Source organism: Rhodococcus sp. DN22, from assembly GCF_036669995.1.
Classification (GTDB): domain Bacteria; phylum Actinomycetota; class Actinomycetes; order Mycobacteriales; family Mycobacteriaceae; genus Rhodococcus_F; species Rhodococcus_F erythropolis.
Genome location: NZ_CP133326.1, coordinates 5576742 through 5599117 on the forward strand (window position 1 = coordinate 5576742; position 22376 = coordinate 5599117).

Consider the following 22376-nt stretch of genomic DNA (forward strand, 5'->3'; position numbering starts at 1 on the left):
CTCTTGCCTCATGCCGACCGAGCCGAGCCCGCGAGCGTGGGAACAAGTACTGAGCCACCTCGAACGTCGGCTCGTTTCAGGCGAGGTGTCTCCTGGCCAGCGCCTGCCGGGAGAGAGAATTCTGGCAGCAGAGTTGGGCGTCGGGCGGTCATCGGTCCGAGAAGCGTTGCGGGTCATGGAAGCACTCGGCCTCCTCAAGGCGCAGACTGGCTCCGGCCCGACGTCCGGCGCGATGATTGTTGCCAAACCGACCGGCGGCATGACCATGCTGATGCGGATGCAGGTTGCAGCACAGGGCTTTCCGGTCTCGGATGTGGTGAAGACACGACTCGTTCTCGAATCCGAGGTGATGCAATCCCTGGCATCGCGGACCCCGACACCCGACCTCCGCGCGGCCGTCGAACTGCTCGACTCGATGGAGGACGCAGCTCTCTCGGCCGAGGAATTCTTGCTACTCGACGCACAGTTCCACGTGGCGCTCGCCGACGCGGCGGGCAATCAGGTGATCGCAGCCATGATGACCGGCCTGCGCGAGTCCATCGAGGCCTACGTTCTCGCGGGCGTCCAGATCGACAGCTGGCCGAGCACCTGCATGCGACTGCGTGACGAACACCGAGGATTGGTGGATGCGGTCAACGCGGGTGACGGCGAACTCGCACGTCAGCGCATAGTCGGACACATCCGCGGTTACTACTCGGAAAGCGCGCACTCCAGCCGGTGACAGGGGGTGGTAATTGCGCCTCCAGAAGTCGTGTACTGTTGGTTTCACACCGACGCGGGGTGGAGCAGCTCGGTAGCTCGCTGGGCTCATAACCCAGAGGTCGCAGGTTCAAATCCTGTCCCCGCTACAAAGAAGAGGCCCGTAGGTTGCGAAAGCGGCCTACGGGCCTTTTGCTGTGCGCCTTTATTAACCGCCGGGGGTTAATAAAGGCGCACAGCAGTGGTTCACACCACCACGTTGTGAAAATCGATCTCTGCGACCAGCATGCCGGAGAACCACCGATCCAGGTCCTCGTCGGTGACGGACTCGGGCATGGCGTCCACCTCGCACGCCAGCACCGCCACCTGAGACACGAACGGCGGAGCGACATGCATGTCCACCCAGTCCTGCAACGCTGGTTCGCGATCTACCCTCACTGCCGCCGCCTCCCGGCACCACGACAGATACAGGGTTTCCGCGGCGTACATGCCCACCAGCGCCGCCGCCCTGCCCTCTTCGCGAGCGAGAGTCAAGGCGTGCGTCGACAGCACGGCCGACTCCTCGACCAGCGCCGCTGCGTCCCCCTCGTACGGGAAGCGGGAACGCAACTGCGCGAAATACTCGCGCTGCTCGCCCACCAGGTTCGACATCGACGTCACGTGGTCGAGCGCGTCGTCGAGCGTCGGGGATTCGGCGACCACCAACCCCAACACCTTGACGGCCGTCAGTACAAATGCCTCTTCGATCACGAGGTACCGGCGGAATCCCTCATCACTCAACGTCCCGCCGATGGTGTCCTCGATGAATGGAACCGCCCGCGCGGCAGCGAGATTACTCTGCTGCCGCGCGAGCAGGTCTGAGGAGCGACTCATTCGCCGGCGACCCAACTGATCAAGCCGTGGAACAGGTCGGTGTATCCGGGCCACTGCTCACAGAACTCCGGCGGAGCCCAGTGCGGCGAGCAGTCCGAGGTGAAGACGATCGACCGTCCGGCGCCGTATTCACCGGCAGCGACAAGCGGATCGCCGTTGATGGTGGCGGGAACCACGGCACCGTCCTTCGCGACGACGCGGTTGTATCCCAGGAGCGCCGGCCAGGAATCGCCGGCACCACCGAGAGCCGGGTGAGCAGCATCGACGACGGTGGGAACGATCCCAGCCGGTGTCTCGACGCGATCGTCTTCGGCCAGCATCGTCACGGGCAGTACCTCGGCGATCGCGGTCTGGCGGAAAGCTGCTCGCGCCTGGAATCCGGAGAACGAGAGGTAGCCACCGATCATCATCAGTGAGCCGCCGGCGTTCACCCAGTCACGTAGCGCGACAAGACGATCCTCGCCGGCGCGGAACTGGTCGAACACGCCGGGAGCCAGCTGCAGCGAGTTCGCTCCGATGTCGGAGAGAACGACGACGTCGAACTGCGACAGTGCTTCTGCGGTACCGGGGAACTGCGTCGGCACCAGGTGTGCGGGCATGTGTGTCACGTCGTGGCCACGTGAGGTGAGCGCATCCCGAAGCGGACCGACTCCCTCGACGTAGGAATGGACACTGAACTCGTCGACGCCCTTGACGTGCGTCGACGTCGTCATCCAGCTCTCGCCGGCGATCAGTACTCGTTTACCCATGACTGCTTCTGTTTCCTTTCGCGGCCTGCTCGAAGAGCGACCTCGGGTTGTCTCGCATCAGTGCGGACACTTGCTGGGGATCTACGCCTGCGCGCACCAACCGGGCGGCGAAGGCGAGTGGTACGTAGGAGAATCCGTTTCCGCCGTGCTTTCTGAGCATTGATTTGAGGAAGAGGTCGTGACTGAGCAGGAGCTGTGATGCGTGACCGGAGGTGACCAATCCGGCTACCGCAGTGGCTGTTTCCGCCGGATGCGGCGAAAGACCCTCGCCGGGGAAATCGAAAGGCATCCCGATCATGTCGAATTCGAGAAAGACACCGCGGTCGGCGAGCGATCGTTGGTAGTCGGCGTCGTGTCCGGACGGGTCCATGTGGCACAGGACCACTGCCTGCGGATCGACGCCCATCTCGTCGACAACGATGTCGACGACGTGATGTCCCACGCGCTGCCAGCCCGGAAGGTGGACGAACAGGGGCACGTCCACCTCGCGCTGGGCGATGGATGCCGCCCGCAACGCTTTCGCCTCGTTCTGAGTGAAGAGCGGGGAGACTCCGATCTCCCCGATCACGCCAGGTGCCAATTCCTTTGCCGGATCGAACTCCTCGACGAGCGAACCTGCCAGATCGTCGACACCGAGTTCGTGGACCTCGATCGGATGGGTCGTCTCGAGGTACCACCCTGAACCCATGATCACTCGCACGTCTGACTTTCGCGAGAACTCCGCCAGCTTCTCCGGTGCCCGGCCCAGTCCCGGCGGTGTCAGATCGACGATCGTCCGACCACCGAGGCGGGCGAAGTCCGCAAGGTCTTCCACCACGGCCGCTGCGTCGTCGACTCGACAATTGTCGAGACTGTAGTACGGATTGTCGTGAAGAAGCCAGGCATCCTCGGCGCGTACCGGACCGGCCAACCGCTGTGCCACAACCGGATCCGGGGCCTCGCTGTACGCACCGGTGACGTCGTTGTACAGATGTTCGTGTGGGAGAACCAGTCCGAGTTCCGAGCTGTCCACAGTTCCCGTGACAGTACGAACCTTGCTCATGAGCGTGCAGGCCCCGACGGTGCGGACTGCAGGTGTCGCCACAGCGCGCTCAGTGTATGTCCGCGCATGTTGATCCAGATGGCCAGTAGCAGAACGACACCGGTGATGATCGGTGTCAGGAACGGGCTCACGCCGAGCAGGGTCAATCCGTTGGCGATGATTCCGGTCAGGACGGCGCCGATGACGGTACCGATCACGGTGCCGCGACCGCCGAAGAGATTGGTGCCACCGAGAACCACCGCGGTGATCACCGTGAGCTCGAATCCCGTTGCGGAGTTGGCCGAACCCGAGCCCAGTCGAGCCGCGATCAGCAGTCCCGCGATACCGGCAGCCAAGCCGGTGAAGACGAGCGTCATCATGAGCACACGACGCGTGTTGACGCCGGACCGTCGCACGGATTCGACGTTGGAGCCGATACCGGTGACGTAGCGCCCGAAGCGCATGCGGTTGAGCGCAATTGCTCCTATGACCACGACGACGAGAGCAATCCAGGCGCTGGCGGAGAACCCGAGGAACTCAGCAGTTCCGAGCTTCGCGAAGTAAGTGTCGGCCGGAACCGGAACGGAGAATCCTTCGGTCCGATACAGCGCGATACCGCGAATGACGGACATCGTCGCCAGAGTCACGATGAACGGCGGAATGCCCTGATAGGCAGCGAGCCATCCGTTGACCAGGCCCCAGGCCGCACCCATCACCGGGGCGGCGACGAAGACCAGGGACGAATCGACGCCGGCCTGGATAAGCTCGGCACTCATCGCCGCGACGAACGCGACGATCGCACCGACGGACAGGTCGATCTGACCTGCCGTGATCACGAAAGTCATCGCCACCGCGATGATCAGAACCGGAGCGATCTGGGTTGCCAGGTTCGACAGGTTGGTGAATGTCAGGAACGACGACGTGGTCGCCGAGAAGACGGCTGCGACAGCAACTGTCACCGCCAGCATCGCGAGGGTGGGCTTGTTGACGCTGTCCCACAAGGAGGGTTTCGCGGCGAGCTTGCGCTCGATCGGCGCCTGAGTCTTCTCGAGAGTGGTCATGCCGTGGCTCCCTGTGTTGCTGCCGATGTCCGTTGCGGCACCGGAGTTCGAGTGATGAGTCCGACGAGGGACTCGATGTTGAGGTCGCCGATCGGAACGTCGTCGACACTCTGCCCCTCGTACATGACCGTGATTCGGTCACACACGCGGAACAGGTCCTGCAGGCGGTGTGTCACGAGAATGACGCCCACGCCGGCCGCTGCGACGTCCGTGATCAGCTTGAGCACCGACTCGACCTCGGCGACGGCAAGCGCTGCGGTGGGCTCGTCGAGGATCAGTACGTCTGGGCGGAAGGAGACTGCGCGGGCGATCGCGACGGTTTGCCGCTGTCCGCCGGACAGTTGCCCGATCTCCTGGTAGGTCGACTTCACCTTGACATGCAGGTCGGCGAGAATGTGAGCCGCCTTCTCGTGCATGGCATGCCGGTCGAGGAAGGGGCCTTTTCGCGGTTCTCTGCCGAGGAACAGGTTGCTGGCGACGTCCAGCGTGTCGCACAGAGCCAGATCCTGGTAGACGATTCCGATCTTTTTCTGCTGCGCGTCGAGAGGCGTCGAAAAGCGCACTGGTTCACCGTTGACGCGCATTTCGCCGCCGTCGTGCTGAACCGCACCGGCGAGAATCTTCATCAGAGTGGACTTACCGGCGCCGTTGTCGCCGACCACTCCGAGTACTTCACCCTTCGCCAGCCGAAGGTCCACTCCTTGAAGGGACTTCACCGGTCCGTACGACTTGGTGATGCCCGAGAGTTCGATCAGTGGAGGTGCCATGATTACTTCTCCAAGTAGTACATGTAGTCGGCCACGTTCTCCGGGGTCACGATCTGGGTGGGAACCGGGATGTTTGCCGGAGCGCCGCGTCCGCAAGCCAGGTCGATTGCCGAATTCATTGCCTCATGGCCGAATTCGAAGGTGTTCTGCTGGACCACGCCTTTAAGCCAACCGGCTTTGAGTCCGCCTACCGCCTGATCCGAAAGATCCCAACCGACTGCTTCGATGCGATCCTGCGCCTTCTGACTGTTGACCGCCGCGACGAGACCGATCAGTGCCGGCTCACCGGTTGCGTAGACGTACTTCATGTCGCCACCGCCGGTCAGCAGGTTCTCCGCTGCGGTCTGTGCGTTCTCCTGAATGTTACGTCCGTCCACGACGGTGCCGACGGTCATTCCGCGGCCGGTCACGGTCTCCGTGAAGCCCTTCTGCCGCTCCAACTGAACAGTGCTGTTGAGCGCGCCGACGATACCGACCGTTCCGGTGTTGTTCGCGACGTCGGCCAAGGTGTTTCCGATCTTGGCACCGCCCTCGGCGTTGGCTGTACCGACCTGAGTCGACAGTGCCGGATCGTCGATGGTCGCGTCCACCGCGACGACGGGGATGCCCGCGTTCTTGGCCTTGACCACCGACGGCTTGATTCCGTCCGTGTCGATTGCATCGACGATGATCGCGTCGACTCCGGCGGCGATCAGATTGTCGAAGGCGTTGGCCTGCGCGACGGAATCGTCGTTGCCGCTGATGATCTGCAGGTCGACGCCTGCCTTGTCCGCGACGTTCTTCGCGGCATTGTTGATCTGGTTGAAGTACAGCGCCTGGAGGTTGATGGTCACCAGACCGACCTTGAGCTTGCCGTTCGTCCCGTCACAGCTTTCGGCGACCCGGGTCGGCTGCGGGATGGACGAGCCCCCCGATGCGTCCTTCGAGTCACTCGACGAAGCCGAGTCACAAGCGGTGAGCGTGAGCGCGACTGCAGCTCCCAGCGCCAGAGGCAATGCACGTTTCATCATCGAGTCTCCAAAAGGGTGTGAGGGGTCAATGTTGCTGTGAAGCGGTTCAATTCATCTCGGGTGGGGCATCCGCGGGGGCCTGCGGTGGCGCAAGCCAATGCAGCCGATGCCCCGGCGAGTCGTGCGGCGTCCACCGGTGATCGCCCGGCGTCGACAAAAGCGATGTACGTACCGCCGAAGCAATCACCGGCCCCGACGGCGTCGACGACGTCGACCACTACTGCCGGTTCGCTCGTCACCTCGCCGTCCGGTGTGGCCAGTGTCCAACCTCGCGAGCCGTCGGTCACCAGCAGGTGTGTGTTGTGCTCGGCGGCCAGAGTCTGCCACTGGTCGAAACCGATCCCGAACTCGCCTTCCCACAGGGCACGCCCTACGACGACGTGGTCGGCCAGAGCGAACGCGCGCAGTGCCGCGGATTTGTTTTCACAACCGTCCAGATCGATTACCAGACTTACGCTTCCCGGCAATCCCTCTGGCAGGAAGCCCGCACGGTATCCGTCGAGGAACAGCCGTCCACCACCGGCAGCAGCCAATCGGGTGATGACAACTCCGATTCGTTCGGCATCGTTCGGGTCGTCCTGGCTGATGATTGAGCGATCGCCGTCCTGCGCGATGAGAACAACTGCCGTCGACAGGAACGCATCTCGCGGCGACCAACTGGTGTCGACGCCGTCTGCCTCGAGGGATTCGAGAAACTCGGTGGACCGCGCGTCCGGGCCCACGGCACCGGCAAAGATCACTTGCGCGCCCATTCTGGCCGCGGATACCGCAGCATTTGCATTCATTCCACCGTCGATCTGACTGATGGCCGTTGCCTGAACGCGCTCACCGAGTACCGGTACGTGTGGGACATGTACCGTCACATCGTTGTTGGCGTATCCACAAAAGACAATCATGGTTACTTTCCTGCGGCCCGGGACAGTTCGCGGACCTTCTCGCCTGCGACCCGTCCCCACCAGCGTCCATTGTCCTTCACCGAGGATGCAACTATGGCGCCGTCGCATTCCTTCATCAGCGCTGCGACATTGGCAGCCGTGATGCCGGATCCGATGATCACGGGAAGAACGGTGTTGTCTCGGATCACGGAAACCTCGTCGACCGAAGCGGCGTCACCGGTGCGCGAACCCGTCGCGATCAGAACATCTGCGTCGAAGAACTCGGCGTCTTCGGTCTGTTCCGCGACAGTGCGGTCCGCGACAATGGCATGCGCACCGTGCTTGACGTGCACGTCAGCGAAGATCCGGACCGGGTCGGCGCCGATGCGATGGCGGAAGCGCGTCGTCTTGGCGGCCTGGCCCTCGATGAAGCCCTCATTGGCAATGTAGGCATTGGCCCACTGATTGACGCGCACAAAACTCGCGCCTGCCGCCCACGCTGCGGCCACTCCGCACTCGCCGGCGTTGGACAGGATGCTGACGCCGACGGCCTTGCCGAACTCGCCGACCACCGCTGCCGTGATGACTCCCATGCTCGCGGCGGTTTCGTATCCGTGTTCGCCGGGCTTGAGGAACGGTATGTCCCAGTGATTTTCGACGATCACCCCGTCGAAACCGTTGTCGACATACGCGTGTGCTTCCTCGACGGCGAAGCGAGCAATTTCCGAAACCGGCTGCCCGGTGTAGTGCGGGCTGCCCGGCAGGGCCGGGAGGTGAATGGCCCCGATGAGAGATGGCGTGCCGGTGAACATCTCTGCCAGCGCCGAGGGCTTGGGCGGAAAGACTCCGAGCGGTGATGCGGTCACTTCAGCTACCCCATTCCATGCGCAAGATTTGCGCTGTATGTCCATGCACAAGATCTGCACACGATGTAATCGATTGCCTTGATGAATTAGCAGGTTATGCGATCAACACCGGGTTGTGTCAAGGATTTCACAATTCGAATTTGTAAACGATTGCCTCAATCGCGTTACATGCGGGACACTGGACCGTGCGGTTCGATAACCTCGGACCCGAATCGAGCAGAAAACGGGGGACGCATGCGCAAGGCGACCATTCGCGATGTCGCGGAACTGGCCGGGGTGTCGACGGCCACCGTGTCGCGGGCACTGTCCGGCTCCCGCCCTGTCTCGGACGAGCTTGCAGCGACGATCAAACGAGCCGCGGATTCTCTCGGATACTCGGGAAACATCATCGCCAGCTCACTGCGTCGCAATCGGACGGACACTGTCGGAATGGTGGTTCCGAGTATCGCGAACCCCTTCTTCACTTCGCTGGTGGTCAACGTCGAACACGTCCTCGCTCGGCGCGGCCTACAACTGTTCCTGTGCGATTCTCGTTCCGATCCCGACGTGGAAGCGCAGCGGCTCAAGTCGCTCGTCTCCCGGCAAGTGGACGGAATCATCATCAGCCCGTGCCACGGCGAACTGAGTGCAGAAGCCGTCCGAGCCAGCGCGGCAACGCTTCCGGTCGTTCAACTGGACCGGTTTGCAATGGATACCCAGACGGACTGGGTCGGCGTCGACGACGACGCCGCTCAATCCCTGGTGATGGAGCATCTGTCGGAGCGTGGCGCGCAATCAGCCGCCTTCATCAGTTCCGAGCTGACCAATTCGTCAACAGAACTTCGCCGGGCCGGCTTCTTCCGCCACGCGGATCGAATGGGCATCGAAACTCGTGACGAGTGGACACAACTCGGCGAGTACTCGATCGAGTGGGGGCGCACGGCATCCAACATCATCCTGACCGGCAAAACTCGCCCCGACGCCCTGGTCTGCGCCGACGACTTGATCGCACTTGGCGTGTTGCAGACGTGTCACACATTGGGCATCGACGTTCCCGGCGACGTTCTGGTCACCGGTTTCGACAACATCCCATTCTCCGAATTGTGCAACCCGCCGTTGACCACCGTCGGGCAGCCGCAGGAAAGAATCGCGGAAGAAGCTGTGCGACTTCTGGATCAGGCGATGAACAACTCTTCCGAGTCGACAGCCCACATCGCGCTTGCTCCTGAACTGATTGTCCGTCAGTCCACCGTCGGCCAAGCGGCGGCAACCGCACCGTAAGCAGCGATCGCATCGTCCAGTTCGGAGACCTTGACGCTTTCGTTGGCCGCATGCATCAGCGAGGGAGTGCCAGGGCCCCAGATCACGACGGGAGCACCAGGGGCGGCGGCGGCCAGTACCGAAGCGTCGGTGAAGTACGAAACCGGTTCGGTTGCAACAGGGATAGGCAGGGTGGCCAACCACGGGTCCGACGCGTCGGTACGCACACCTCCCAGATGAATCGACGTCTCCACCGAGTCGACTTCTGGTTGGGCTCGCCACCACGCGAGCAGGTCGGCGCCGTCTCCCACCGTGCGGTGATCGATCACCGCACGTGCACTGTCCGGCACGATGTTCGGAGCCGAACCCCCGCCGACCAAGCCGAGGTTCCAGGTTTCGGCACCCAGAAACGCGTCGGACGACAGCGGAAGCTCACGCCGGGCTCGGTCGACGACGTCAAGCAGTTTGAGGACGGCGTTAGTTCCTCGCTGCGGCGTACTCCCGTGCGCGGCTTTTCCTTTGACGGACACTTCGAGCCACAGTGCGCCGCGGTGCCCCAGGTTGATGCGATTGCCGGTCGCCTCGGGAACGATGACCGCCCCGACCTCGAGATTCGCAACGGCGTCGGCCGAACGAACAGCCCCGAGCGATCCGATTTCCTCGTCGCTCGTCAGCAACAGCGCGACCGGGACTCCACGTTCGAAAGCGTCGACAACCGCGGCAGTAGCGGCAACAAGGCCGGCCTTCATATCCGATGTCCCTCTGCCGAGGAACAATTCGCCGTCGACCTGTGCGGCATACGGATCGAACTCCCAGTCGGAGACAGTGCCCACCGGCACCGTGTCCACGTGGCAGGCGAACAGGAGTCTGGCTGCCGAGGGTGCAGCTTCGTTGGTGATCAAGGCCCAGGGATGATTGCCGGTCAGGTCTGACTCCACCTTCGCCTGTGGCGCACGTGAGAGAACCAACGAGACAATCGAATCCATCGCCCGCTGTTGAGGAGCGGACTCCCCCGAGACCGTGTCGAGAGCTACCAGTTCCGAGAGAAGTCCGAGGGAATCCATGTACCTATTCTTGCACTGCCACGGATTCAGTGCGCTGCCAGCTGGGCGATGACAACGTAATTGTCGTCGGTCGACTCTCCTTCGACGACATCACAATTGGCGAGGATCAGCCGTCCCGGAACCGATTCGCGCAACTCGTGAGCGCCCAGCAGCGAACCTTTGTGCAGCGGCCCGACTGTTTCGACGTCGTACTCGAGTGTGCCGTTCGGTGTACCCAGGAGAATTCGATCGCCCGGCTCCACTACCCGGAGCGCCCGGAATGGTGCTTCGCGAGTGGTGTAGTTGTGGCCGACCACGACAACTGTTTGTGTGGTCGACGTTCCCGGCATTCCGCTTTCACCCCACCACACCGGCAGTTCGTCGACGGGATTCAGTTGCTGCCCACTCTCGCCGCCGCGCATCAGTTTCTCCGAGTGCAACGGACTGCTCAGGTACGTGACCCCGGACGCAGACCTCAACTCGATCCTCTCGGGTTCTGCCGGATCGACGGTCACCGAAGCCGGTGCAGCCGCGATATGCGACTGCACCGGCGAGCGGTCAGGTAGCGATCCCGCGTTCTCGCCCGAACATCCGGATACGAGGACGGCGAGGATCGCTACCGCCGAGAGACCGAGGCTACGCAGACGTGTTGCCCGGGCCGTCATGACGCTTGCGACGAACAACCACCGTCGTAGCTGCTGCGGCGGCAGCGCCCACGACTCCGACGCCGATCAATACAGCCGGCAGGTTGGAGTTGCTGCTACCGCTGGTGCTGCTGCTTGCGGTGTCACCGAGAGCAAGGTCGACCGGGGGCAGGCTTCCGGCGAGCGCCGGATCGCCGTCGGCATCGGTGACGTAGTAGTCGACGACGTCGAAGGCTCCCTTGTTGTTGTAGTAGCCGACCAGCTTGACGCCGGTCTTGTTCACTACAGCGGTGGTCTCGTCGACCTTCGTGACCCCGGAGCCGTCGTCAGTGTGCTCACCGATGATCACTTCACCGCCGACGCCTGTTCCGTTGTCGATCTCCTTCTCGCCCTTTGCCTTGAGCTCGTCGACGATCTTCTGCGCTGCATCCGCTTCGGCCTTTGCGGCGGCTGCAGCGGCCTGAGCTTCCTTGGCCTTTGCTGCCGCGGCGTCGGCCGCCGCCTTCGCGTCTTCGGCGGCCAGGTAGAGATCCTGCGCCTTCTTGCTCGCCGCTTCGGCAGCTTCGGCCTTCTTGGCGGCTTCGGCAGCCTTTTCGTCGGCGATGGCTCGCTTGTCGGTGGCAGCCTCGCCCGCAGCATCGGCTTCGGCCTGGGCCGTCTCCGCGGCCTTCTGCGCAGCGTCGGCATCCTTCAGCGCGGAAGCCGCAGTAGCCGCCGCTTCATCTGCGGCCTTACGGGCGGCGGTAGCAGCTTCTACCTCGGTGGCAGCTGCGGACTCGGCTGCCTTGGCCGTGGTTTCAGCGGCGGTGGCCACCTTCTGAGTTTCCTTGACGGTGATCGCGAGCTGCTTGGCATTCCAAGCTGCGGCCAACGCCTGAGCCTTAGCGACGGCTGCCTTCGCGAAATCCCAGTTCTTGAAGGCTTCCTCGGCTTCCTTGTTCTTGTCCGCTACCAGTTTGGCGTTTGCATCCGCGGCAGCCTTCGCCTCATCGGCCTTGGCCTGCAGAGCATTAGCCTCGGCGCGCGCCTTTGCTGCCTCTTCGGTCTTGGGCCCCGAACCGGCGGCCTTCGCAGCCTCCTCGAGTTCAGCAGCCTTGGCTGCGGCCGCGTCGGCTTCTGCCTGAGCTGTTTTTGCTACCTCTTTCGCATCGGCCGCCGCGGACTCCGCAACCTTGGCTGCCTCTTCGGCTTCCTTGGCAGACTGTTCCGCGGCCCCGGCCTCCGCCTTGGCCTTGGTCGATTCGACCGCCGCCTTGGTTGCCTCGACGCTCGCCTGGGTCATTGCCTCGGTCGCCTTCACCGAAGTGTCTGTCGCTGCGGACGAGTCGACCCCTGCCGTCGCGGCTGCTTCGGCGGCCTTCGCTGCCGCGTCGGCAGCTGCCTTGGCTTTTGCTTCGGCTTCCGCCAGTGCTGCAGCGTCCGTACCAGCGGTTTCGGCACTGCCCGTGCCCGCGACCCCGGCTTCAACCTTCTCCGGCGTGGTCTCGGTGCTCGTCGCCGCGTCGGCGTCGGTGGTGGCAGCTGCCTCTTCCTCGGCGCAGGTCACCAGCGGATCAGCGCTCGGGGTACACACGGTTTCCGGCTCTGCCGATGCAATTCCCGTGCCGCCCACCGCCAATCCGAGAGCTAGTACGGCACCGGCGGCCGCAGAGCGGACCCTCCGAGAATGGGCGATGGACTTCTCCGACATAGCGCTCAACCTTTCGGCCTTCTTTACGAAGACGGCAATTCCGGCGTGGACAGCCTTTACTTCGTCGGCTGACTTCCAGACGTTACGACCGGTCGGTCCGAAAAATTGAGAGCTGCTGCGCTAACCGCAGGAATCAGGACCGCGGAACGCGCCCCATCAGGTAGAACTCCGGATTGGGCAGCATGCCGGAGAAGCTCGCCATGCGATTGCTCAGCCCGAAGAATGCAGTGATCGCGGCGATGTCCCACGCGTCCTCGTCGCCGAAGCCGTGCACACGAAGGGCGTCGAAGTCGGCGTCGGCGATTTCGTGCGAGGCGGAGTTCACCTTGGTGGCGAAGTCGAGCATCGCGCGCTGACGATCGGAGATCTCTGCGGTGCGATAGTTGACCGCAACCTGGTCGGCAACCAACGGCTTCTTCTCGTAGATACGCAGAATTGCGCCGTGCGCGACAACGCAGTACGTACATTTGTTGGCCGCAGAGATCGTGGTGACGATCATTTCTCGATCACCCTTGGTGAGTGCGGAATCTTCCTTGAGCATGATCGCGTCGTGGTATGCGAAGAATGCCCGGAACTCGGCTGGGCGCCGAGCGAACATCAGGAAGACGTTGGGCACGAACCCCGACTTCTCCTGGATCTCGAGAATCTTGGCGGCGATGTCCTCGGGCACCTCGGTCAATTCAGCCTGCGGAAAACGGGTGCTCACTGTGCCTCCTGGTCAACCATCGATGTTCGATTCAAGATAATGATGATTAACTGAGTTGTCCAGATGCATTTCCTGCCCTACTTTTTCGGGCACGGATAGTCGGGTACGGCCCAAGTGATCTGCGTAGCGTGAAACCCGTGAACAGGAAGACACGATGATCGACGGACTGAACCGCGCGCTCGACTACATCGAATGCAATCTGAGCGGCGAGATCGAGACAGCCGAGATGGCAAGGCTGGCAACCACCTCGGAGTATCACTTTCGGAGGATGTTCTCGGCCCTGGCCGGCATTCCCGTATCCGAATACATCCGTCGACGTCGACTCACCCTGGCCGGTGCCGAGTTGTCCGTCAGCAGATCCGGAGTGTTGGAGACCGCCGTGAAGTACGGCTACTCGTCCGCGGAAGCCTTCACACGAGCGTTCACCGCATTTCACGGCGTGAGCCCCGGCGCGGTCACACGCGCTCCCGCCGTTCTCAAATCCCAACAGAAACTTGTCATTCACGTGACACTGGAAGGAGCCACACCGATGGACTACATGCTTGTGGACAAACCTGCCCTGACGGTAGTCGGGTTCAAGACCCGGGTTCCATTGGTTCACGAAGGTCCCAATTCTGCGATCGAAGATTTCACCCGCTCCGTGGACAAGGTTGCGTTGCGAGGGTTGCGCGAGCTCTCCGATCAGGACCCGGCGGGAATCGTCAGTGTCGTCGACAATTTGGCGCATCCCAGAACCGAAGGCACAGAACTGGATTACTACCTGGGAGTGGTCACCGGCAAACCTTCACCCACGGGTTTCGATGTGCTGACGGTCGACGCACACACGTGGGCCGTCTTCACCGCCGACGGGTCGGAAATCGAATCTGTGCAGTATTTGTGGCGAGATATCTACACGGAATGGTTCCCTGCCAACCCTTTTCGCTCCGTACCTGGTCCCGAGATCATGCGTACCGAATACAACGACGATTTCACCGTCGCACGGTTCGAGCTCTGGATTCCGGTCGAGAGCGAGCTGAGCGACGTCGGGGCGTAAAACAGCCGCCAGGTCGGATGGAAGTCACGACCCGGCGGCTGAGCCATCAGATGAAACAGACTGTCAAAGAATCAGTTTCGCTCCGGTAGCAGCAACCACGTCCTGGACGCTGATGCCCGGCGCCGTCTCCACCAGGCGGAGACCGTCGTCAGTCACGTCGATCACGGCCATGTCGGTGATGATTCGCTGGACGCAGCCCTTACCGGTCAGCGGAAGCGAGCACTTCTCGACGATCTTGTGCTCACCCTTCTTCGAGACGTGCTCCATCATCACGATGACACGCTTTGCGCCGTGGACCAGATCCATCGCGCCGCCCATGCCTTTGACCATGTGGCCAGGGATCATCCAGTTCGCGAGGTCTCCGGTGGCACTGACCTGCATGGCACCGAGCACGGCAACGTCGACCTGGCCGCCGCGGATCATGCCGAACGACGCTGAGGAGTCGAAGAACGACGCACCGGGGAGAACGGTGATGGTCTCCTTGCCCGCATTGATCAGCTCGGGATCGAGTTCGTCCTCGGTCGGGTACGGCCCCACGCCCAGAACGCCGTTCTCCGAGTGCAATACAACGGTGATGTCGGTCGGGAGGTAGTTCGGAACCAGCGTCGGCATACCGATGCCGAGGTTCACGTACTGCCCGTCCTCGAGTTCGCGCGCGACGCGGGCCGCCATCTCTTCGCGGGTGAGTTTGGTGGGTAGTACAGAAGTCATGCTCGTACCGTCCGATTCTCGATGCCGACCGTCACGGGGCCGACGTGGACAACACGCTGAACGTGAATGCCCGGCGTGTGGATCTCGGCGGGGTCGAGCTCACCCGGCTCTACGAGGTGCTCGACCTGCGCAATGGTGATGCGCCCCGACGTTGCTGCAGCCGGATTGAAGTTCTGGGTACTCGCGCGGTAGACGAGGTTGCCATGCCGGTCACCTTTCCAGGCATGGACCAGTGCATAGTCGGCGACGATGCCGCGCTCCATCACATAGGTGACGCCGTCGAAGTCACGAGTTTCCTTGGGCGGACTGGCAACTGCGATGCCGCCGCTGCCGTCGTAACGCAGTGGCAGGCCGCCGTCGGCGACCTGGGTGCCGACGCCGGCCGGGGTGAAGAACGCGGGGATGCCCGCTCCCCCGGCGCGCATGCGCTCGGCGAGCGTGCCCTGCGGCGTGAGTTCGACTTCCAGCTCACCGGAAAGGTACTGACGCGCGAACTCCTTGTTGGAGCCGACGTACGAGCTGACAGTACGACGGATACGCCCCTTCTCCAGAAGCACTCCGAGCCCGAACCCGTCGGTGCCGCAGTTGTTGCTCACCGTTTCGAGTGATGTCGCGCCCTGCTCGAGGAGCGCATCGATGAGGATTTCCGGCACTCCGACGAGCCCGAAACCTCCGACAGCGATCGTGACGCCGTCCGGCACGTCGGCGACGGCCTCGGCAGCAGTGGGAATGACTTTGTCCATCATGTCGATCACAGTAGCGCGGCGCGTACGTATTGTGAACCCCCGTGCGCATCACGAACATTTTTCGCCCCGGCATTGCCTGGGTCACATCCACGAACTATTCTGTTCGCAGAGCGCAACACATGTACACATTGCGAACACCTTCACGTAACCGAACGACGAGGTTCCCTATGCTGCATCTACCGCCGAGGTACCAGCGGCCGACTGGCGTCAACGCCCCGGCCGATTTCGCGGACTACAAGACCACTTCTCTTCGCCACCCGAAGCAACCGCTGAAGCTGCTCCCCCAGCGCCTCACGGAGCTCACCGGGCCGGTATTCGGCGAAGATCGCGTCGGCGCCGGCGAAAACGACCTGACCATTGCCAACGGCGGCGAAGCACAGGGACAGCGCATCGTCGTTCACGGCCGCGTACTCGACGGCGACGGAAAACCCGTCCCCCACACACTGCTCGAGGTGTGGCAGGCCAACGCCGGTGGACGCTACCGCCACACCGGCGACAACTGGCCCGCGCCGCTGGATCCGTTCTTCAACGGCCTGGGTCGCTGCGTCACCGACGCGAACGGCCACTACAGCTTCACCACGATCAAGCCGGGCGCCTACCCGTGGATGAACCACGACAACGCATGGCGACCGGCCCACATCCATTTCTCGCTGTTCGGCACGGCATTCACGCAGCGCCTCGTGACGCAGATGTACTTCCCCGACGATCCGATGTTCTTCCAGGACCCGATCTACAACGCGGTACCCGAAGCAGCACGTCACCGCATGGTCAGCGTCTTCGACTACGACGCCACAGTCCCCAACTGGGCTCTCGGGTTCCGCTTCGACATCGTCCTGCGCGGCCGTAACGCCTCCGTATTCGAGAACGAGGAAGACCACGATGACTGATCACACCGCGAAGCCCGCACCCACTTATCCGGTCGTACCCGGCGACTTCACCACTGCCCCCTTCGGTGTCACGCCCTCTCAGACCGTCGGGCCGTACTGGCACATCGGCCTCCCCTGGACGGACGGCCCCGACGCTGCCCCGAGCGATACCCCCGGACGAATCACGCTGGCCATCACGGTGATCGACGGCGCCCGCACACCCGTCGCCGACGCGATGATCGAAACATGGCAGGCCGATACGCTCGGACGCTTCAACCACCCGGACGATCCCCGTGGCGCAGTGGAGCTCACTCCGGCTGGTTTTCGCGGATTCGCCCGCAGCGCAGCGGATCCCACGGGCACTGCACTGGTCCACACTGTCAAGCCCGGTGCGCAGCCCACTGAAACGGATGCGGACGAGGCCCCACACGTGAACGTGTCGGTCTTCGCTCGCGGCATGCTCGACCGCCTGGTCACCCGCTTGTACTTCCCCGAAGACGCCGACGCACACGCAACAGATCCGGTGCTGTCCTCACTGAGCGAAACCGAACGCGCGAAGTTGGTTGCAACCAAGGTCGACGGTGGGTACTCCTGGACGGTCTATGTTCAGGACGAGGACGCGAACGGCGTCGAGACGCCCTTCTTCGAACTGTAAGAGGAGTACACATGCCCACTCGCGGCGCACTGTTCGACCCGGTGTTCGGGGCCACCCGCGTATCGGAGCACCTGTCCGACCAGGCGTGGGTCACCGCGTTGCTCGACGTGGAGGCCGCACTGAGTTGTGCGATGGCCACCGTCGGATTGGCGGACGGGGAACATTGCGCCGCGGTGGCTGCTGCCGCGGCCGAACTCTCACAACCGGGCGGTCTGGACATCGTGGCGCTCGGCCGCGCGTCGGCCGCCGGCGGAAATCCCGTCATTCCGCTGGTGAAGATGCTGCGCGAAAGGGTCGGACAGGAGGGTGTGCCTGCCTCCGTGGTGCACCCGGGCGCCACCAGTCAGGACATCATGGACTGTGCGCTGATGCTGTTGACGCGACGCGCGGGCGCGGTGGTTCTGGCCGACCTGACCCGCGCCGCCGATTCCGCCGCCCACCTCGCCCGCCTCCATCGCTCCACTCCGATGGTCGCGAGAACTCTGGGCCAGCAGGCACTTCCGACCACCTTCGGGCTACTGGCATCGAGTTGGTTCACTGCACTCGACGCCGCAGCGATTCGCCTCGAGATCGTGCTGTCCACGTTGCCGGTTCAATTCGGCGGCGCCGCAGGCACACTCGCTGCGTTGTATCCCGACGGGCTCAGGATCGCCGATGCACTGGCAGACGAACTCGGCCTGGCCAGGCAGGTTGCTCCCTGGCACACCGACCGCGTGACCATCGCAGAACTCGCGACCACGCTCGGTATCGTCGCCGGCGCCGTTTCCAAGCCCGCCACCGACATCACCGTCATGGCGTCCACCGAACTCTCCGAGGTCGCCGAAAGCGCTCCGGGCGGCTCATCGGCCATGCCGCACAAGCAGAATCCCGTCGCGGCCATCACCGCCCGCGCAGCAGCGCGACGTGCTCCCGCACTGGTCGCCACAGCCCTGTCTAACATGGATCACGAATTCGCCCGCGCTGCAGGCCCCTGGCACGCCGAGTGGGAAACCGTCACCGATCTCCTGCGTCTGGCAGGCGGAGCGGCGCACCAGCTTTCCGTGAGCCTCACCGGCCTGCAAGTACACACCGAGTCGATGGCTCGCAATCTCGACATCACCGGTGGCCTGATTCTCGCCGAGCGTGTCACCAAGGCCCTGTCCGCACACACTGATCGAGCGCGCGACATCGTCACCGCGGCAGCCACTTCCGGAACCAGATTGGATCGTGATCCCGCCATCGCAGAGCACCTGAGCGAAACCGAGATCGCCGAACTACTCGACCCCGCACACTATCTGGGCCACGCCACCGATCTGGTCGACCGCGCCCTCGCCGAACGCCCCACAGGAGGATCTCGATGAGCGTCGCGCTCAACTTTCAACAGACCGGCAATCTCGATGCCCCGGCAGTGGTTCTCCTGGGTTCACTCGGATCCGATCTGTCCATGTGGCAGCCGCAGATTCACGCGCTGTCGAATCGGTACCGCGTCATCGCCGTCGACCATCGCGGCCATGGCAAGTCGCCGGTTCCCGCCGGCCCCTACTCCATTGCCGATCTTGCCGGCGATGTCATCGTTCTCCTCGATTCGCTCGAACTCGAGTCCGTACATCTCGTCGGGCTCTCCCTCGGCGGCGCTGTCAGCCAGTGGATCGCCGCACACCACCCCACTCGCGTCGAGACGTTGACCTTGATGTGCACGTCCTCGCAGTTCGCCCCGGCTCAGCCGTGGATCGATCGTGCTCGGGCTGTCCGTGCGGACGGTATCGCGTCAATCGCGGCCGCCGTCGTCGGACGCTGGTTCACGCCGGGACTGGCCGAGAATGATCCGGAGCTTGTCGCCCGCCACGTCGCGATGGTCGAAGCCACACCCGACGAGGGCTATGCCGCCTGCTGCGAGGCGCTTTCGACGTGGGACGGCCGCAACGACCTGGCCCGCATCGTCGCTCCGACGCTCCTCGTCGCAGGCGAGCAGGATCCGGCGACGCCTCCGTCGACGTTGAGCGCGATCGCCGACGGCATCGCCGATGCGGTACTGCACGTGGTCGATCCGGGCGCACACCTGGCCAACGTCGAACAAGCCGGGCGCGTCACCAAACTACTTGCAACGCATATTGCCTCGCACACATCTGTGCTCGCCCAACGTAGCGCCGCCGTGTCGGCCGGCATGACCGTACGACGCCAGGTGCTCGGCGACGCCCACGTCGACCGTTCCATTGCCGGTGCCACCGAGTTCACCGCCCCTTTCCAGGACTTCATCACTCGCACGGCGTGGGGTGACATCTGGTCGCGCCCCGGCCTCGATCACCACACCCGCAGGCTCCTCACTCTCGCGATCCTCACTGCCGTCGGCAACGAACACGAACTCGACATGCACATTCGCGCTGCGCTGCGTGCCGGGATCGATCCCGACGAACTCGTGGAAGTATTTCTCCATACCGCGGTCTATGCGGGTGTGCCGAACAGCAACTTGGCTTTTGCGCTGGGAAAGCAAGCACTCGCGGACCTCTCGGCCGAACCTGAGGAGAACGAGACAACATGAGTGAGAACAGCAGCGAGCAGGCGCCGGGACCGTCCCCGGACTACGTGCAGTCGCTGGCCCGTGGGCTTTCCGTCATCAAGGCTTTCGACGGTGAGCACCCGCGTCGCACCCTCAGCGAGGTTGCCCGGCACACCGATCTCACGCGTGCGACTGCTCGCCGCTTCCTACTCACGCTCGTCGAACTCGAATACGTACGTACTGACGGTTCGGTGTTCTGGTTGACGCCCCGTGTCCTCGAACTCGGCTACAGCTACCTCTCCAGTCTGTCCCTTCCCGAGATCGCCGGGCCGCATCTGGAAGCCTTGTCCGCCAAGGTCCGTGAATCCACGTCCGTGTCGATCCTCGACGGTGACGACGTCGTGTACGTGGCTCGTGTTCCGGTCAGCCGCATCATGACGGTGTCCATCACCATCGGCACGCGCTTTCCCGCGTACGCCACATCCATGGGTCGAGTTCTGCTCGCCGGCTTGCCGGACGACGCACTGGACGCCTACCTCGCCCGAGTGTCCTTCGCCCGCCTGACCGGCAAGACCATCTCCACCGCCGACGGACTGCGTGCCGAACTCGAGAAGATTCGCGCCGACGGGTTCGCGATTGTCGATCAGGAACTCGAAGAGGGTCTGCGCTCGCTCGCCGCACCCATCCGGGACGCGACCGGTGACGTGGTCGCGGCCGTCAACATCTCCACCCAAGCCGCCCGCTACAGCGCCGAAGCTGTTCGCGGTGAACTGGTTCCGGCCGCAGTCGCCACCGCGGACGCCATCTCCGTCGATCTCGGACGTACTCAGTCGTCCAACAATCACTCGGCTGCCACCCGCTGACCGAGCAGACCCAAGGAAGAACCAATGCCTGACGTTGTCATCTGTGAACCGCTCCGTACCCCTGTCGGCCGCTTCGGCGGTGTCTTCCGTGACGTAGCCCCGGAAGATCTCGCCTCGACGCTGATCACCGAACTCGTCACGCGTACCGGCATTTCCGGCGCGGAGATCGACGACGTCATTCTCGGCCAGGCTTCGCCGAACGGTGAGGCTCCGGCGATCGGACGCATCGCGGCGCTCAACGCGGGTCTGGGCATCGATGTTCCCGGCATGCAGGTGGATCGCCGGTGCGGGTCGGGATTACAGGCAGTCATCCAGGCCGTCATGCAGGTTCAGTCCGGTGGCAGTGACCTGGTCCTCGCCGGCGGTGCCGAGTCGATGAGCCAGGCCGAGTTCTACGCAACCGGAATGCGTTGGGGCGTCAAGGGTGAAGGAGTTGCGCTCAGCGATCGTCTCGCGCGCGCCCGCGTCACAGCCGGCGGACGTGACTTCCCGGTTCCCGGCGGAATGATCGAAACGGCAGAGAACCTGCGCGCCGAGTTCTCCATCAGCCGCGAGGATCAGGATGCACTCGCGGTTCAGTCCCATCAGCGTGCCGTCGCAGCACAGAAGAACGGCGTCTTCGCCGAGGAAATCGTTCCGGTATCCGTTCCGCAGCGCAAGGGCGAGGCCCTGCTCGTCGACACCGACGAGCATCCACGCGCCGACACCTCGATGGAATCGCTTGCGCGCCTTCGTCCCATGCGCGCAAAGATCGACCCGGACTCCACCGTGACTGCAGGTAATGCCAGCGGGCAGAACGACGGCGCAGCACTGGCGATCGTCACCACCGCCGACAAAGCTCGTACCCTCGGACTGCGACCGCTCGCACGCCTCGCGAGTTGGAGCGTTGCGGGCGTTCCGCCGCGCACCATGGGCATCGGCCCCGTACCGGCGTCGGAGAAGGCACTCGGCCGCCTCGGATTGACCCTGGCGGACATGGACGTCATCGAACTCAACGAAGCCTTTGCGGCACAAGCACTTGCAGTCCTGCAGAGCTGGAATCTCGAGGCCGACGACCCACGCATCAACCCCAACGGCTCCGGCATCTCCCTCGGACATCCGGTCGGTGCCACGGGTGGACGAATCCTGGCCACCCTGTTGCGCGAGATGGACCGTCGCGAAGCGCGTTACGGCCTCGAGACGATGTGCATCGGCGGCGGGCAGGGCCTGGCTGCGGTCTTCGAGCGCCTGTCCTGATCAAGCCCCGACGTGCGCGACGCCGGAGTCACCGAGTTCGCCGCGTAGGCCGTCGAGAAAGACACGCAGCAGTTCGGTGAGTTCGGCCTGCTGCTGCTCGGTGAGAATCGACGTCAGTGCGGCTTCACGGCCGAGAACTCGGTCCACCAATTGCTCCACCAGTTCGTGACCGGCGGCAGTGAGGGTCACGAGCACTATTCGTGACCCTTCCGCGGCGGAAGACCTCTCCACCAGACCCGCGTTCTCCGCGCGCGCGAGTCGCTGCGAGATCGCACCGGCCGTGACTCCGGTCTGCTCGGTGATCTGGCGAGTCGTCAACTGATACGGCTCGCCGGATCGCCGCAGGACACTGAGCAGGTCCAGAGTCGCGGTGTCCGCACCGGCCGAGGCGAGTACCCGTCGGCGATCCTCACCGAGCAGCTTGGCGCACATCCACAGCCTGGTGACGATGCCGATACCCTCCACGGGCGTGCCCGGCCTTTCGCGAAGCCACGCCAAGGCAACCGCGTCCACCGCGTCGTCCGGGTTGTAGTCGCCCACCACTGCA

At 63.6% G+C, this 22376-nt stretch carries 24 protein-coding genes and 1 tRNA gene; 10 read left to right on the plus strand and 15 right to left on the minus strand.

What is annotated here, in order from left to right:
* Positions 1-10: 10 nt before the first annotated feature.
* Entirely contained in the window at positions 11-721 is a 711-nt protein-coding gene (locus RA302_RS25615; protein WP_030536564.1) for an FCD domain-containing protein, read from the plus strand.
* Between the two features lie 53 nt (positions 722-774).
* A tRNA-Met gene (locus RA302_RS25620) sits at positions 775-848 on the plus strand.
* Positions 849-945: 97 nt separating this feature from the next.
* Here the strand turns inward: RA302_RS25620 and RA302_RS25625 are convergent.
* From RA302_RS25625 to RA302_RS25660, 8 genes are read right to left on the minus strand one after another with little or no spacing between them, the layout of a single operon-like run.
* Positions 946-1572: a TenA family protein gene (locus tag RA302_RS25625; RefSeq protein ID WP_030536563.1), complete on the minus strand. Its 627-nt coding sequence runs from the start codon at positions 1570-1572 to the stop codon at positions 946-948.
* Positions 1569-2321, minus strand: a complete 753-nt coding sequence (locus tag RA302_RS25630; RefSeq protein WP_030536562.1) for a glutamine amidotransferase — start codon at positions 2319-2321, stop codon at positions 1569-1571. Before RA302_RS25630 ends, RA302_RS25625 begins: the two co-directional genes overlap by 4 nt.
* Entirely contained in the window at positions 2314-3405 is a 1092-nt protein-coding gene (locus tag RA302_RS25635) for a phosphotriesterase (protein ID WP_230587577.1), read from the minus strand. The genes RA302_RS25630 and RA302_RS25635 overlap by 8 nt, the downstream gene beginning before the upstream one ends.
* Positions 3360-4403 carry an ABC transporter permease gene (locus tag RA302_RS25640; protein WP_003939698.1) on the minus strand — a complete coding sequence of 348 codons (1044 nt, stop codon included), beginning with the start codon at positions 4401-4403 and terminating at the stop codon, positions 3360-3362. Before RA302_RS25640 ends, RA302_RS25635 begins: the two co-directional genes overlap by 46 nt.
* Complete coding sequence (locus RA302_RS25645; protein WP_003939830.1) at positions 4400-5170, minus strand: ATP-binding cassette domain-containing protein; 771 nt, start codon at positions 5168-5170, stop codon at positions 4400-4402. Before RA302_RS25645 ends, RA302_RS25640 begins: the two co-directional genes overlap by 4 nt.
* Before the next feature lie 2 nt (positions 5171-5172).
* Positions 5173-6180 (minus strand): substrate-binding domain-containing protein, encoded by a 1008-nt coding sequence (locus tag RA302_RS25650; protein WP_019745494.1) that lies wholly within the window; start codon positions 6178-6180, stop codon positions 5173-5175.
* Positions 6177-7076 carry a carbohydrate kinase family protein gene (locus RA302_RS25655; RefSeq protein WP_030536560.1) on the minus strand — a complete coding sequence of 300 codons (900 nt, stop codon included), beginning with the start codon at positions 7074-7076 and terminating at the stop codon, positions 6177-6179. Before RA302_RS25655 ends, RA302_RS25650 begins: the two co-directional genes overlap by 4 nt.
* 2 nt (positions 7077-7078) lie before the next feature.
* Positions 7079-7921, minus strand: coding sequence for a BtpA/SgcQ family protein (locus tag RA302_RS25660; protein ID WP_003940276.1), 843 nt, complete (start codon positions 7919-7921; stop codon positions 7079-7081).
* Positions 7922-8155: 234 nt separating this feature from the next.
* Between RA302_RS25660 and RA302_RS25665 the strand changes: the two genes are divergently transcribed.
* Positions 8156-9181 (plus strand): LacI family DNA-binding transcriptional regulator, encoded by a 1026-nt coding sequence (locus RA302_RS25665; protein WP_003939717.1) that lies wholly within the window; start codon positions 8156-8158, stop codon positions 9179-9181.
* Here the strand turns inward: RA302_RS25665 and RA302_RS25670 are convergent.
* From RA302_RS25670 to RA302_RS25685, 4 genes are all read right to left on the minus strand, one after another.
* A complete protein-coding gene (locus tag RA302_RS25670) occupies positions 9142-10224 on the minus strand; it encodes a M20/M25/M40 family metallo-hydrolase (protein WP_030536559.1) in 1083 nt (360 codons plus the stop codon). The genes RA302_RS25665 and RA302_RS25670 overlap by 40 nt on opposite strands.
* Positions 10225-10250: 26 nt before the next feature.
* On the minus strand, positions 10251-10868 hold the full coding sequence (locus tag RA302_RS25675; RefSeq protein ID WP_030536558.1) for a sortase: 618 nt from the start codon (positions 10866-10868) through the stop codon (positions 10251-10253).
* The gene (locus RA302_RS25680; RefSeq protein WP_030536557.1) at positions 10840-12537 is read right to left on the minus strand and encodes a hypothetical protein; all 1698 of its coding nucleotides are present in this window, start codon (positions 12535-12537) and stop codon (positions 10840-10842) included. The genes RA302_RS25675 and RA302_RS25680 overlap by 29 nt, the downstream gene beginning before the upstream one ends.
* Before the next feature lie 133 nt (positions 12538-12670).
* The gene (locus RA302_RS25685; RefSeq protein ID WP_003940498.1) at positions 12671-13243 is read right to left on the minus strand and encodes a peroxidase-related enzyme; all 573 of its coding nucleotides are present in this window, start codon (positions 13241-13243) and stop codon (positions 12671-12673) included.
* A 154-nt stretch (positions 13244-13397) separates the two neighbouring features.
* On the opposite strand from RA302_RS25685, the gene RA302_RS25690 reads away from it, so the two are divergent.
* On the plus strand, positions 13398-14276 hold the full coding sequence (locus tag RA302_RS25690; RefSeq protein WP_030536556.1) for an AraC family transcriptional regulator: 879 nt from the start codon (positions 13398-13400) through the stop codon (positions 14274-14276).
* A 63-nt stretch (positions 14277-14339) separates the two neighbouring features.
* Here the strand turns inward: RA302_RS25690 and RA302_RS25695 are convergent, their stop codons facing one another.
* Entirely contained in the window at positions 14340-14987 is a 648-nt protein-coding gene (locus RA302_RS25695; RefSeq protein WP_030536555.1) for a CoA transferase subunit B, read from the minus strand.
* Positions 14984-15730, minus strand: a complete 747-nt coding sequence (locus RA302_RS25700; protein WP_030536554.1) for a CoA transferase subunit A — start codon at positions 15728-15730, stop codon at positions 14984-14986. The genes RA302_RS25695 and RA302_RS25700 overlap by 4 nt, the downstream gene beginning before the upstream one ends.
* Positions 15731-15900: 170 nt before the next feature.
* Here RA302_RS25700 and pcaH point away from each other — a divergent pair, with 170 nt between their 5' ends.
* From pcaH to RA302_RS25730, 6 genes are read left to right on the plus strand one after another with little or no spacing between them, the layout of a single operon-like run.
* Complete coding sequence (gene pcaH, locus RA302_RS25705; protein ID WP_007730015.1) at positions 15901-16620, plus strand: protocatechuate 3,4-dioxygenase subunit beta; 720 nt, start codon at positions 15901-15903, stop codon at positions 16618-16620.
* Positions 16613-17254 (plus strand): protocatechuate 3,4-dioxygenase subunit alpha, encoded by a 642-nt coding sequence (gene pcaG / locus RA302_RS25710; protein ID WP_030536553.1) that lies wholly within the window; start codon positions 16613-16615, stop codon positions 17252-17254. Before pcaH ends, pcaG begins: the two co-directional genes overlap by 8 nt.
* Before the next feature lie 11 nt (positions 17255-17265).
* Positions 17266-18594, plus strand: coding sequence for a 3-carboxy-cis,cis-muconate cycloisomerase (pcaB, locus tag RA302_RS25715; protein WP_030536552.1), 1329 nt, complete (start codon positions 17266-17268; stop codon positions 18592-18594).
* The gene (gene pcaD, locus RA302_RS25720) at positions 18591-19772 is read left to right on the plus strand and encodes a 3-oxoadipate enol-lactonase (RefSeq protein ID WP_030536551.1); all 1182 of its coding nucleotides are present in this window, start codon (positions 18591-18593) and stop codon (positions 19770-19772) included. The genes pcaB and pcaD overlap by 4 nt, the downstream gene beginning before the upstream one ends.
* Entirely contained in the window at positions 19769-20593 is an 825-nt protein-coding gene (locus RA302_RS25725) for an IclR family transcriptional regulator C-terminal domain-containing protein (RefSeq protein ID WP_007730008.1), read from the plus strand. The genes pcaD and RA302_RS25725 overlap by 4 nt, the downstream gene beginning before the upstream one ends.
* A 24-nt stretch (positions 20594-20617) precedes the next feature.
* Positions 20618-21829, plus strand: a complete 1212-nt coding sequence (locus RA302_RS25730; RefSeq protein WP_030536550.1) for an acetyl-CoA C-acetyltransferase — start codon at positions 20618-20620, stop codon at positions 21827-21829.
* On the opposite strand, the gene RA302_RS25735 is transcribed toward RA302_RS25730, so the two are convergent.
* Positions 21830-22369, minus strand: a complete 540-nt coding sequence (locus RA302_RS25735; RefSeq protein WP_230587576.1) for a MarR family transcriptional regulator — start codon at positions 22367-22369, stop codon at positions 21830-21832.
* Between the last annotated feature and the right edge of the window lie 7 nt (positions 22370-22376).

What these genes read in the sequence shown, in the direction of transcription:
- pcaG (WP_030536553.1), top strand. Translation starts at nt 16,613, where the DNA reads ATGACTGATCACACCGCGAAGCCCGCACCCACTTATCCGGTCGTACCC.
- RA302_RS25640 (WP_003939698.1), bottom strand. Translation starts at nt 4,403, where the DNA reads ATGACCACTCTCGAGAAGACTCAGGCGCCGATCGAGCGCAAGCTCGCC.
- RA302_RS25615 (WP_030536564.1), top strand. Translation starts at nt 11, where the DNA reads ATGCCGACCGAGCCGAGCCCGCGAGCGTGGGAACAAGTACTGAGCCAC.
- RA302_RS25680 (WP_030536557.1), bottom strand. Translation starts at nt 12,537, where the DNA reads ATGTCGGAGAAGTCCATCGCCCATTCTCGGAGGGTCCGCTCTGCGGCC.
- RA302_RS25690 (WP_030536556.1), top strand. Translation starts at nt 13,398, where the DNA reads ATGATCGACGGACTGAACCGCGCGCTCGACTACATCGAATGCAATCTG.
- pcaD (WP_030536551.1), top strand. Translation starts at nt 18,591, where the DNA reads ATGAGCGTCGCGCTCAACTTTCAACAGACCGGCAATCTCGATGCCCCG.
- RA302_RS25655 (WP_030536560.1), bottom strand. Translation starts at nt 7,076, where the DNA reads ATGATTGTCTTTTGTGGATACGCCAACAACGATGTGACGGTACATGTC.
- RA302_RS25650 (WP_019745494.1), bottom strand. Translation starts at nt 6,180, where the DNA reads ATGATGAAACGTGCATTGCCTCTGGCGCTGGGAGCTGCAGTCGCGCTC.
- RA302_RS25645 (WP_003939830.1), bottom strand. Translation starts at nt 5,170, where the DNA reads ATGGCACCTCCACTGATCGAACTCTCGGGCATCACCAAGTCGTACGGA.
- pcaH (WP_007730015.1), top strand. Translation starts at nt 15,901, where the DNA reads ATGCTGCATCTACCGCCGAGGTACCAGCGGCCGACTGGCGTCAACGCC.
- RA302_RS25725 (WP_007730008.1), top strand. Translation starts at nt 19,769, where the DNA reads ATGAGTGAGAACAGCAGCGAGCAGGCGCCGGGACCGTCCCCGGACTAC.
- RA302_RS25630 (WP_030536562.1), bottom strand. Translation starts at nt 2,321, where the DNA reads ATGGGTAAACGAGTACTGATCGCCGGCGAGAGCTGGATGACGACGTCG.
- RA302_RS25625 (WP_030536563.1), bottom strand. Translation starts at nt 1,572, where the DNA reads ATGAGTCGCTCCTCAGACCTGCTCGCGCGGCAGCAGAGTAATCTCGCT.
- RA302_RS25665 (WP_003939717.1), top strand. Translation starts at nt 8,156, where the DNA reads ATGCGCAAGGCGACCATTCGCGATGTCGCGGAACTGGCCGGGGTGTCG.
- RA302_RS25730 (WP_030536550.1), top strand. Translation starts at nt 20,618, where the DNA reads ATGCCTGACGTTGTCATCTGTGAACCGCTCCGTACCCCTGTCGGCCGC.
- pcaB (WP_030536552.1), top strand. Translation starts at nt 17,266, where the DNA reads ATGCCCACTCGCGGCGCACTGTTCGACCCGGTGTTCGGGGCCACCCGC.
- RA302_RS25700 (WP_030536554.1), bottom strand. Translation starts at nt 15,730, where the DNA reads ATGGACAAAGTCATTCCCACTGCTGCCGAGGCCGTCGCCGACGTGCCG.
- RA302_RS25675 (WP_030536558.1), bottom strand. Translation starts at nt 10,868, where the DNA reads ATGACGGCCCGGGCAACACGTCTGCGTAGCCTCGGTCTCTCGGCGGTA.
- RA302_RS25670 (WP_030536559.1), bottom strand. Translation starts at nt 10,224, where the DNA reads ATGGATTCCCTCGGACTTCTCTCGGAACTGGTAGCTCTCGACACGGTC.
- RA302_RS25695 (WP_030536555.1), bottom strand. Translation starts at nt 14,987, where the DNA reads ATGACTTCTGTACTACCCACCAAACTCACCCGCGAAGAGATGGCGGCC.